The following is a 10,977-nucleotide window of genomic DNA, read 5'->3' as shown; positions in this document are numbered from 1 at the left end:
GTGGCTGCCGCTAATTTCATTACAAAAAGCTGTGGAACGTTAACCGTCCCGGGGACTGAAGTCTGATAAGCCAGCCATTTGCCTGAAGAAGACACCGCCGCAACACTGTAGGCCTTTCCAGACTCTCCCAGTAACTTTGTAAAGCCGGTTGCATCGGTATTGACTGTAAAGATTTCCTCTTCCATCACATTATCCGGATGTTGCTGCTCATCAACTTTTCCTGTAAACACGATTTTTTGATTACTCAAAAACTTAGGGTTACTAAAGGAATAAAATCCTTTAGTTAGCTCCAGTGGCACTGCCGCTGAATCTGCATCCATAATAAAAACATGTGAAAATCGCAGTTCGCTTGTGGTAGTCGTTTCATTCTGAAACTGAACACGCGTCAGTACCTTTGCTTTTTTGTCGGCCTCATTTTTAGACAAGTATGCTCTGATCTCATCCGGCGTCCCATTCGCATCAGCTTTAGCGTTGCTGATTTCCAGATCTTTGTTTCCGGTAAATCCAGGTTTTTCGTCGTTCCATTTAGGTACGGCATGACCTGGATTAAGGTTAGCATCGGCAATATATTCCTGCAGTGTAAAGGATGTAGTGAAAATAATCCTTTTTCCGTCAGGGCTCCAGGAAGGATTGCTGGTGCCATATTTAAAGTTACTGATTTGATGAATGGCTCCATCTGCCACCTGCATCAGAAAAATTTGAGGTTTTCCTTTAACACTGCGCACAAAGGCTATCTTTTTGCCATCCGGACTAAATTCTGCCTGCGATGCAGGTTCTTTCCCGTCAATCAAAGGCGTAGGTTTGACGTTATTCCTGAGGTCAAGCTTCCATAGCTGATTAGTATAGCTGTAATCGGTTTTACTTTCAGTTTGGCTTTCCTCATTAGTTTTGCTGGCTTTATCAGCCTTGCTGCCCTGAGCAGTTTTACTCTCTTTAGCGGGCCAGATGCTGTTTACCGAGAATATGGCTATATCTCCCCGCGGAGAAATTTCAACCCCGCTTGCCCTTTTGATCAGCAGCAGATCTGTTACCGCTATGCCTTCCTTTTTCTGCTGTGCGCAGAGTTGAAGAGTAAGCAAGCTCGAAGTAAGTACAAATGCGTAAAATTTCATTTTGTGTGTTTATTTGTTCAACAGAAGGTTCATCAGGATTTGCGCTGAAACCTCTCCTTTGTGTTTAATAAAATCTCTGGGTGTGTTATCACCTATTTCATAGACCAATGCTTCAGTGCCGTATTGCTTAAAAAAGTAACTGAAAGCTGTAAAGGTCCCTCCGCCGCTGTAAAGCGCCTTCACATTAGGAACATATCCCGGAATCTGCTCCTGTGTTTTGGACAGCCAGTCTGAGATCAGGTTTGGCATATTCCCTTTCATCTTAGGATCTACACGGTAATAAATATCGTCCTGGGTGGAGTGAAAATCAATGCTGAAGATGAGCTGATTGCCCTTGTCAGCGATTTCTTTTTTCAGGAAGTCCCTCACCGCAGAAGATTCAGGCTGGTTGAACGCATCCCAGTCGCGGTTAAGGTCTATACCGCCGTCATTATGTCTCCAGTTACCATTATCTACCCCATCCGGGTTCATCAGCGGTATCACATATACCAGGTAATCGTTTAGAAACTGGCTCGAAAGAGCCGTGCCTGCATTAAGGGTTTCAACAAACGCCTTCATCGCATATTGCCCCGTCACTTCTGGCGGATGCTGCCTGCCGATGATGAGTATACGTTTTTTGCTCGCAGGATTGCCCATTTTTACTACCGTCAATGGCTTACCTAACCTGCTGTATCCAATAATCTCGGCAGATGATTTTGGCTTACTCTTCAGTTCCTTTAACCATGCATTCGCATGTTTGCTGGTAAACAGCTCCTGTGCAGCAACCCATGTCGTGTCCTTACTTACCTTCAATTTAAACTGATACTCGCCTGGCAACGAATCCTCCTCAAAAATCTTTTTTGCATCCCCCGCTTCTACTGAAGTCCATGTGTTGCCATCCTTACTCAGTTTTGGCGGATACCGGTGTCTGGACCCCTGCTGATAAGTGAGTTTCAAAGTAATCTCCCTTGGTTTGCCTGCCCATACTTTAAAAGCATACCAGGGGCTACCATTTACCGGGGTATTCTCTGAGGTGATGAGGGCCGTGTAAAGCGTATCATTAACCTTTACCATTCCGTTTAATCTGGCGCCAGGGAAATCATTGCGAAAAAAGACATCATCCCCTTTTTGGGAGAAGACACCTTTCCATTGGCGTTGTACCGGGCGACTTACCGTAGAAACACCGCGGATAGCGCTCTGGCCTTTAAAGACTTTTGTGTTTTGTGCTACCGCTGGCAAAACTAAAGCAGTAATCACAACCGTAGCGTATAATCTTATATATTCTCTAGTCATCTTACTTTCCTTTTGATGCTGCTGACCCTGCACCTAACAGTTCCTCAAGTTTCTGTATTAACTGTTCGCCCCGCAAGTTCTTGCCAACGATCACACCATTACGATCAATAAGGTAATTAGCCGGTATCGCCCTTACACCATATAACTTTGCAATTGCACTGTTCCAGTAGATGAGTTCCGAAACCTGCGGCCAGTTCAGATGGTCATCGTTAATTCCTTTAACCCAGGCGTCCTTGTTTTTATCAAGCGACACGCCAAATACCGAAAAGCCCCGGTCTTTAAATTTCTGAAAGGCAGCTACAACATTTGGATTTTCTTTGCGGCAAGGCCCGCACCATGATGCCCAGAAATCGACCAGCGTGTATCCTTTCAGGTAGTCAGCCAGCCTTAAAGACTTTCCTGAAGGATCAATACCTGAGAAGTCCGGAGCTTTCTTTCCAACTGCAAGTCCATCAAGCACAGTTACAAGTTGTTTGAGTTCTTTCACGTAAGTAACATCTGCAAGGCTTTCGTCCAGCAGTGCGATATTTTGTGTGATCTGTTCAGGCGTAAGCCTGTAAGACCAGTTGCGGTATAACACATAAGCCGAGACAATGGAGGAAGGATGTTCGGTGATAAACTTACTGATATCTAAGTTGCGTGTCTTATTGTAACTTTCGAAAAGATCCTGAGATGCAGAACCTTTTATAGTAGAAAGTTTATACCCTTTAGAACCCTGCAGGTTTACAGTAATTTGTCCCTGATCAAGAAAAACGTAGAGTGGAGTACGCCCTGTATCTATACTCAATCCATAAAGTTCAGGCAGAACCACATTTGTTCGAAACTTAAATTTACCATCAACAACTCCCGCAGAATCTACGGTAGTAAAAATCTTGTTATGGAATTTTTGCAGGTAGACAGTTTTGACTACTGTGTCTGCGAGCAGTCCATCAAGGTTTAACTGGGTTTTCTGCTGGGCATGAACACCGATCAGGTTTAGACAAAGGGCGGCGAGTATTAGTGTTTTTTTCATTTTGATTCGATTTTACAGTTTAACTTGATACAGATCAGGTCCTTTGCATCAGACCTGATCTGTATTTCTTAATATAACTTGTTGGTTGCAAGCTCTGTATTGGGTGCGGGAAATATGTAATTGGCCGCTGATGGCGCTACAGCAGAGGTCTGAAGATTTCCATCCCCTTTAGCGGGTATCGACTGCAGGTTCCTCAACAGGTCAGTTCCCCGGAAGCCTTCTCCCAGTAATTCAATCCGTCGTTCTTTCCAGATTGTTTCCACTAGCGCCTGTTGTGTGCCTGTTGCTGTCGCAGGAAACACATAGCTTGCATCTGAACGCGCATGCACAGCTTTGAGCAGATTAGTGGCCAGCAACAGGTTTCCGGTTCTTGCTGCAGCTTCGGCATAATTTAATAATACTTCTGCATACCTGATTACCGGAATATAGTCGAGGAATGGAGAAGGTTTAGCATATTTTTTAAAATATTGCTTTCCTGAAACGGTTTTCAGCACTGCAGTTCTGCGCGCATCGGTGGTAGCCCACTGTGCATCACCAAGAATTCCTGTAGGGTTTAAATAATATTCCAGGTTGGTATTGTAGATATAAGCAATGGAAGACTGGCCTGTGTATGAATCCAGGGTACTCATAGGGATACTGAATATGGATTCTGTAGTAGCGTAATCAGAGGTAAAGATTGTAGCAATAGCAGGCTGTAAAACATGTTTTACGGCAGTAGCGGTGGTACTGAATGGTGCCGTAGATTGTGGCGCAAGCTTAGCCGCTTCCTCAATTACTTTCGCATAATTGTTCATCGAAAGATAAACCCTCGTTTTAAGTGCAATTGCTGCACTGGTGTGCGCTCTGGTTGTGTTCAGATCATTGGTAGTGTAGTTTTGTGGTAACGCGGCTTCTGCTTCATTCAGATCTTTTAAAATCTGAGTATAAATCTCTGCCACGCTGCTTCTCGCAAGGTCGTTATTTTCAGGACCTGCTTCGGCATTCAACCGAAGTGGCAAACCTTTGGAAGCACCGGCATCCTTATTATAGGGCTGTCCAAAGCTGATCACCAGGTCATAGTAAGCCAGGGCCCTCAGGAATTTAGCTTCGCCAACATATTCTGCTGCTTTCTGTGTACTAACTACTCCCGGATTAGCAGCAATCCCGGCGATGAGTGTATTGGCCCTGTTGATGGTAGTGTAGGCTGCAGACCAGAGGTTGTTGATATCATTGGAACCAGAACTATAAGAGTTATTCCATGCATCATAGCCTGTATAGGTATTTGCCGTGATGTTAATAAAATCTTCGCCCCTCACATCCTGGTACATTAAGTAACGACCGCCATACAGACTGGCCCCTTTCAGTGCTTTATAAATTCCATTTGCCACACCCTCTATACGGGCCGGGGTTTTGAAAACATCTTCATCAGATAAGGTGGTTTCTGGTGCAATGGTAAGCTTGTCATTTTTCTCGCATGAACTTACAAGCGCGGTGGACGACAGCAGAAGAAATATAAATTTGTATTTTATGATGATTCCGTAGTATTTTTTCATGTTATATTTTCTAAAAAGTTAGATTAAGACCCAATGTAAATGTTCTGCCCTGCCCAACAGAGTTTTTCTCTACGCCTATAGAAGTGGTAGTATCACCATTTGAGGCAGTTTCAGGATCAGATCCTGTATAACCGGTGATCAAAAACAAATTGGTAGCCTGTGCATAGAATCTAAGACCCGACACATCAAGTTTGGAGAGAAGTTTCTTTGGTAGAGAATACCCAAGCACCAGCGTTTGCAATCTCAGGAAATCCGCCTTTTGGGCATTTTCCGAAATAGAAAACCCATTGGACCCGTTAGAAATTACATCATTGTATACTAGTCTTGGGATATCTGTAACCTGTCCGGGAGTAGTCCATCTGTCCAGTACTTCGGTAGAGTTATTGTAAAAACGCTGATCAAGTAGCGTACCTCTGGTTCCATTCAGTTTTTTATTTCCGCCAGAATAGGTCAGGTTGACCGTCGCATCAAATGCTTTGTATTGAAAGCTATTGGAAAATCCTCCATACCATGTTGGGATAGAATTGCCCAGAACCTGATAATCAGCAACCGTAATGGCCGGGGCGGTACTGCCGTCGAGATATGTCCAGTTGCTCGCACCTGAGGCTACAGCAGCACTGTACTGTACCTTTTCACCGTTTTTATTAATGAAAATTCTTCTACCATTATCTGGATTCACACCAGCGCTTACTGCTCCATAGAGACTGCTGACAGAATAACCGATACGGGTCACGTTATTGGCCTCTGTAGTAGTTTGAGTGTAGCCAATGATATCACTGTTACCTTCAGCAAGTGCGGTGACTTTGTTCTTTACATGCGTATAGTTCAATGAAGCTTTCCAGCTGAAGTCTTTTGTATTAAGTACTGTCCCTGATAATCCAAGCTCAATACCCCTGTTGTACATTGACCCTACGTTAGTTAGGATCGCATCTCCAGGCAGGCCTTTGGAAGGTGACTGCGGACTGCTTAATATGAGACCGTTTACATCATTATTAAAATATTCTGCGGTAAACTGTACCCTGTCATGGAATAACCCAGCTTCCAGTCCGGCATTGGTCTGTTCACTGGTTTCCCAGCCCAGACCAGAGTTCCCTGCTTGAGAAAGCGCCCAGGTTGAGGCAGATCCGTAAATGGATGCAGCATAAAGGTTGAGAGAGGCGTAAGCTGATGAAAGGTTTCCATTACCCACCTTACCCCAGCTGCCTTTGAATTTCAGCGAATTTACTACCGTACTCAGCGCAGTGTTTTTGTAGAAAGATTCTTCGCTCAGCAACCATCCGGCTGATACCCCGCCAAAGTTACCATACTTTTGTGAGGCACCAAGTGCAGAGTTGCCGTCTTTTCTAAAGTTGGCGGTAAGGAAATACTTCCCTGCATAATCATAAGATAACCTGAAGAATGAAGAAAGATAAAGTTTTTCAGATATCGTATTTCCGGAAGACCTGATCGTTCCCCAGGTTCCCTGGTAGTTTTCAAAAAAAGGATCTGAGGCATTAGTCTGGTTAGCACCCCATGCAGAATAATTGAATTTCTGGACGTCGTACCCTGCCAGGGCAGAGATATGGTGTTTTTCACCAAACCTTCTGTCGAAATTAAGGGTATTGGTAAAGTTATAATTGTTCCTTAGTGCAGCAATATTAGTTGCAGATCCTCCTGAAGAAAATGCAGAGGATCCCAGGTTAGGACTTAAATAGGTAATATTCTGTGAATTGAGACGGTCGAGTGCGTAATTGCTTTCAAAATTCAGGCCTTCCAGCAACCGTATGGAAGCATGCACATTTCCAACGATATGATCATTGGATGTTTTATAAGTACTGTTATCAAATAATGCACCCGGGTGCCAAAGTGTATTGGCAAATAAATTGTTGCCTGCACCAAGTGTTCCGGTGCTGCTCAGGTTGTACGAGCCATCAGCATTGTATGGCGAGACATTTGGAGGAAGGGAGAATGCCAGCCGTCCGGCACCGATCAGCAACAGTCCGCTGCTGCTTAGGGAGCCTGTGTTTTGTGCCTGATTAAGTGTATTGTTGTACGAGAAATTTCCGGTCAGCTTGAACCAGCGGTTCACCTGATGGTCGATATTAAAGCGTAAGCCCTTTCTTTCAAATGTATTGTCCTGGGTGATGCCCTCCTGTCTGGAATAGTTTGAAGAGAAATAATATTTGGTAGTTTCACTACCTCCACCTACACTGATATTATGGTTATGAGACACTCCTGTGCGGTAAACCTGGTCATACCAGCGTGTATCAACATTGGAACCGTCTGCATTTTGTGAAGGGAAGAATAGCGCAGAGGCCACACTTGAATTGTTCTGGTTTCCGCCCAGGATTTTGCTATTGAGCACTGCCTCATTCTTTATCTGAATATATTGTTCACTGTTTAGCAATTCAGGCAATCTCGTCGCATTGGTAATACCTACCCACGCATCATAGGAAACCTTCGCTTTCCCTTGTTTCCCTTTTTTGGTGGTGATCAGGATTACACCACCTGCAGCACGTGAACCGTAGATAGAAGTAGATGCAGCATCTTTCAATACATCGATCGATTCGATATCAGACGGGTTAATGTCTGCCAGCGGATTATTTGCCACTGAATTGGTGGTGGAAATATCACCCGTATTGACAGGAATACCATCTACCACAACCAGCGGTGAAGAGCTCAATGAAATTGAATTCACACCACGAATACGGATAACAGGGGCATCATTTAATACACCGCTGGGATTTGCAATGTTTACACCTGCTGCTTTTCCGATCAGGGCCTGTTCAAAACTCTGTACGGGTATATCTTTGATCGCCTCGGCGGTAACGCGGGAGGCCGAACCAGTAAATTCCTTTTTGCTTTGGGTACCATATCCCACAACAACTACATCTTTCAAATTCGTGTTTGAGGCAACCAACCTGACATCTCCAAAAGAAGAACCTGCGGTTTTCGTTTGGGTATTGTAGCCAATATAACTGAAGCTGATCGTTTTATCGTCAGCTGTAACAGCAATAGAAAATTGTCCGTTAGTTTTGCTCACCACAGACCTGCCGCTCTGGGACGTCCGGATAATGACGCCAGGAATCGGACTGCCGGATTCAGCATCCCGGACGGTGCCGGTTACTTCTCTGTCCTGTGCGAACACACTTGCAGAAAATACTACAAGCAATAAAATTAGACTCAGTAAGTTTTTTTTCATAATAATTTTGATTTAAAAATTGAACATAGTATTCCCATCGCCTGGTCAGGGCCGTGTTTTCATAAAGTGTGAAAAGTCAAATAATTATGCGGTTCTATCGCATTCGCATGGACAGCTCAAAACAGTTTTTCTGATTAAAAGACGGGTACGTGGGAAAGATGAGAAGTGTTTGGAAATAGTTTCCTGGAGTTCGCGTTGCATTACAAATTAGGATAAAGGTTAAATAATAGCTGCAACTTATTCAGAATTTCCTGGGAAATCTTTCTTATCTATCCCCTGTGTGGGGGAAGGATTTAGCACCTTATTTGGCAACAGGTTGCTAAGACGTCAAAGGGCCTATTCCCTCAGTCTTTCTGGATAAGTCATGCAGAAATTCTCTGCTGTGACAAATGTATATAAATTTAGTAGACTTTCAAATTTATTTCAAAATATTCTGAAGTTAAGGAACCAATGTTGGTTGACTGGGATGATTTAAGGTAAATTTCTTAAAGAGTATTACAACTCTCTCTGGCGGCAAAATTGGCTATGTTCACATTCGACAGATGGATGAAGCAAACTTTAGAACTACAATAGATAAAGTAGATGGTAGGAACCGGAATAAAAAGGCATTAATTATAGACTCGAGGTTTAATACCGGAGGTAATCTTCACCAGCAACTTGTAGAGTTTTTTAGTAAGAGTACAGATATTGTTGCAAGACCGCAAGGTCATTATTATATTCAGGACAGTCAGCCTGATGGCTCCTATAAGCCAACCTGTTTACTGATCAGCGAACAGAATTATTCTGACGGTTTTAATTTTCCCTATCTCTATCAGAGGAAAGGACTAGGTAAACTAATAGGTGCGCCGGTAGCAGGAACAGGTGTATTATGGGAACAGCAATTAGACAAAACACTCACTATAGGCTATCCACAGTTAGGCCTTTGAAGCAAAATTACTTATGTTTGCTATTAAAAAGCAGTAGTAACACAAAAGGATAGTACTATCCTTTTTAATAGTTCTAAAATGAATTTGGAAGATTGTAGTCCCGGCAGTTTGCAGGAAAATTCCTGTGAGGTTTATCTCAAATCAATTGCTGACACATTTTACGCTATAGGCGGAAAATGGAAATTACGGATCATCGTAGCAATGTCTGAAGGCCCGATCAGGTTTAACGTGCTTCAGCGGAAGCTTGGCAACATTTCCCCACGTGTATTATCAAATGAATTGAAAGACCTCGAGCTAACCGGTTTAATCCAGCGCAATGTGATGGCAGATGCAACACCTGTAATCGCTGAATATCAATTGGCCGCATATAGCAGTTCTTTAAAAGACTTGGTTCAGGCGATGATCCGGTGGGGTATCGATCACCGGGAAAAACTAAAAAATGATCATCATAAGCAAAACATAAAGGCTTTGGAAAAGTAGCTTATTTGCCCGTTTGATTTGAATTTACAACAAAATACTTCAAGCATTTGATGTGCCTATGAAACCATAAGACATTGTATATCAGAAAGCTATTATAAAGGTTACTACTATCATTTTGAATAGTGCTGTCAATATTAATAGCAAAAGTGCATAGCTTTGATGCATGAAAAAAATTAAGAAGAATGTGAAAATTATAGGATTTTCGCTTTTAGGTCTAATAATCATCATCGCAGCCCTGTTTCTTTTTTATGTGTACACACCAGTACCTAAAGAGCCATCTTTAACTTCAGCGAGTCACCGGAACACCTTGTTTTTTGATAACAGGTCGCGATCTTATATTAGTTATTCTCCCCAAGTAATAAAGCCAAAACCGGCGCTCCTTATTGTCTTACACGGGACGGGAATAGATGGGGCCCAAGTCCGTCAGTGGACGGGGTTTGAATTTGATCAGATGGCTGATAAATATGGATTTTTAGTGGCATATCCAGATGGGTATGATAAGGACTGGAACGATTGTCGTAAAGGTCTGTTTTCAAAAACAAAGAAGGAAAACGTAGATGATGTAGGTTTTATTAAGACGCTGATTAGCGGATACCAAAAGAAATTTGATATTGACCCTGCAAAAGTTTATTTGTTTGGTTATTCCAGCGGTGGTAATATGACTTTTAGAGTAGCTATCCAGGAAGAAGGTTTGATCGCAGGAATAACAACAATTAGCGCATCCTTACCGACACCTGAAACAAATGAATGCGAGCTCACCGGCAAAACACCCAAAATTATGCTTGTTAATGGTACCGGGGATAATATTTGTCCTTACAACGGCGGGGAATTAAATTTATTCGGGAGCAAAAAAGGTTTTGCGATATCTGCGCAAGCAACCGCTGAGAACTTTGTTAAAAGAAATACAGTCAATCCCAGTGCTGTGAAAATACAGCTTCCTCACCTCACCACAACTGATCAAACTTCTGTTGACCGTCAGGTTTGGAATAAGGATGGGAAAGCATTCGTAGAACTTTTCACGGTTAACGGAGGTGGACATGTTATTCCACAACAGGTTGCCAAATTTCCGCGCATTATGGGAAAGATGACTGGAGATCTGGATGCACCGAAAGAAGCGATTGCATTTTTTGGACTTGATCACTGATTAACATTTCACTCCTACACAGCGATAACAGGCTTTAATTACAATATAAGGAATTTCGTCTGCCTGGAGCAAAGCTTCATGAAAGAATGCCCAACACAAAATATCCGAGTGTATAATTTTGTCTGAATGAGAGATCAGATTGGTGTAAGATCAATCATCTAATTTCAACGTTAGATTAGCTGATATAGCAACATCGCCAGGATTATCTATAATCTGCTGTTGAGTGGTATGGTGGATATCTTTTGGCTTGATCTAAAAACGTGTAAACATAGTTTAGAGTGATTTACAGCTGTGCAACAAGATGTGATCAAAAGGTTA

General features: G+C 42.8%; 7 protein-coding genes, 1 pseudogene and 1 riboswitch. Of the genes and pseudogenes, 3 read left to right on the top strand and 5 right to left on the bottom strand.

The window, feature by feature from the left end:
- The 5 genes and pseudogenes from ABWY16_RS13580 to ABWY16_RS13560 all read right to left on the bottom strand — a co-directional run.
- Positions 1-1,112, bottom strand: a pseudogene (locus ABWY16_RS13580) (hypothetical protein); the annotation flags it as partial.
- A gap of 9 nt (positions 1,113-1,121) precedes the next feature.
- On the bottom strand, positions 1,122-2,384 hold the full coding sequence (locus tag ABWY16_RS13575; protein WP_353905184.1) for a M14 family metallopeptidase: 1,263 nt from the start codon (positions 2,382-2,384) through the stop codon (positions 1,122-1,124).
- Between the two features lies 1 nt (position 2,385).
- Positions 2,386-3,396 carry a redoxin domain-containing protein gene (locus ABWY16_RS13570; RefSeq protein WP_353905183.1) on the bottom strand — a complete coding sequence of 337 codons (1,011 nt, stop codon included), beginning with the start codon at positions 3,394-3,396 and terminating at the stop codon, positions 2,386-2,388.
- Between the two features lie 68 nt (positions 3,397-3,464).
- Positions 3,465-4,928 (bottom strand): RagB/SusD family nutrient uptake outer membrane protein, encoded by a 1,464-nt coding sequence (locus ABWY16_RS13565; protein ID WP_353905182.1) that lies wholly within the window; start codon positions 4,926-4,928, stop codon positions 3,465-3,467.
- Positions 4,929-4,938: 10 nt separating this feature from the next.
- Complete coding sequence (locus ABWY16_RS13560; RefSeq protein WP_353905181.1) at positions 4,939-8,109, bottom strand: SusC/RagA family TonB-linked outer membrane protein; 3,171 nt, start codon at positions 8,107-8,109, stop codon at positions 4,939-4,941.
- 262 nt (positions 8,110-8,371) lie between these two features.
- Positions 8,372-8,473, bottom strand: a riboswitch (SAM riboswitch).
- Positions 8,474-8,603: 130 nt separating this feature from the next.
- Between ABWY16_RS13560 and ABWY16_RS13555 the strand changes: the two genes are divergently transcribed.
- The 3 genes from ABWY16_RS13555 to ABWY16_RS13545 all read left to right on the top strand — a co-directional run bounded on the left by ABWY16_RS13555 (position 8,604) and on the right by ABWY16_RS13545 (position 10,659).
- The gene (locus tag ABWY16_RS13555) at positions 8,604-9,035 is read left to right on the top strand and encodes a S41 family peptidase (RefSeq protein WP_353905185.1); all 432 of its coding nucleotides are present in this window, start codon (positions 8,604-8,606) and stop codon (positions 9,033-9,035) included.
- A 78-nt stretch (positions 9,036-9,113) separates the two neighbouring features.
- Positions 9,114-9,515, top strand: coding sequence for a winged helix-turn-helix transcriptional regulator (locus tag ABWY16_RS13550; RefSeq protein WP_353905180.1), 402 nt, complete (start codon positions 9,114-9,116; stop codon positions 9,513-9,515).
- A gap of 163 nt (positions 9,516-9,678) precedes the next feature.
- Complete coding sequence (locus ABWY16_RS13545; protein ID WP_353905179.1) at positions 9,679-10,659, top strand: CE1 family esterase; 981 nt, start codon at positions 9,679-9,681, stop codon at positions 10,657-10,659.
- Positions 10,660-10,977 lie beyond the last annotated feature (318 nt).

It is taken from the genome of Pedobacter sp. (assembly GCF_040513095.1).
Lineage (GTDB): Bacteria > Bacteroidota > Bacteroidia > Sphingobacteriales > Sphingobacteriaceae > Pedobacter.
The sequence above is the reverse complement of the archived record's forward strand: the minus strand, read 5'-3'. Positions and strand labels throughout refer to the sequence as shown.

Bases quoted from the DNA above. Each gene is read 5' to 3' on its own strand.
- ABWY16_RS13570 (WP_353905183.1), bottom strand. From the start codon at position 3,396: ATGAAAAAAACACTAATACTCGCCGCCCTTTGTCTAAACCTGATCGGT.
- ABWY16_RS13560 (WP_353905181.1), bottom strand. From the start codon at position 8,109: ATGAAAAAAAACTTACTGAGTCTAATTTTATTGCTTGTAGTATTTTCT.
- ABWY16_RS13545 (WP_353905179.1), top strand. From the start codon at position 9,679: ATGAAAAAAATTAAGAAGAATGTGAAAATTATAGGATTTTCGCTTTTA.
- ABWY16_RS13550 (WP_353905180.1), top strand. From the start codon at position 9,114: ATGAATTTGGAAGATTGTAGTCCCGGCAGTTTGCAGGAAAATTCCTGT.
- ABWY16_RS13575 (WP_353905184.1), bottom strand. From the start codon at position 2,384: ATGACTAGAGAATATATAAGATTATACGCTACGGTTGTGATTACTGCT.
- ABWY16_RS13565 (WP_353905182.1), bottom strand. From the start codon at position 4,928: ATGAAAAAATACTACGGAATCATCATAAAATACAAATTTATATTTCTT.